The 239-nt window shown below is 40.6% G+C and carries 1 protein-coding gene; it reads right to left on the bottom strand.

Features of this window, described 5'->3' with window-relative positions:
* On the bottom strand, window positions 1-239 hold a 239-nt coding region (locus tag ACFIO5_RS10510), incomplete at both ends, for an SPFH domain-containing protein (RefSeq protein ID WP_375705370.1).

Below are 239 nucleotides of genomic sequence, written 5' to 3'. Positions count from 1 at the left end.
CAAGCCGTCACTTTGTTGTCTCTGCCCCGGCTGACCACCAATCGCAATTGTTTTTTCCGTTAAAGGTACTTTCATATAGGTCTCAATTGGCCAAAAGTGAAAATGCAAACCATCACCGATAGTTTCTGTCTTAGGCACACCAAAACGCAACTCTACCGCTTGTTCATTTTGCTGAACAATATAAAGGGACTGATAGAGCCAAAACAACACAGCAAATAGAAATAACAAAACAAAAAGTC

It is taken from the genome of Bartonella sp. AA86SXKL (genome assembly GCF_042196885.1).
Note: the sequence above shows the minus strand (reverse complement) of the source record. Positions and strands in the feature narration are given on the sequence as shown.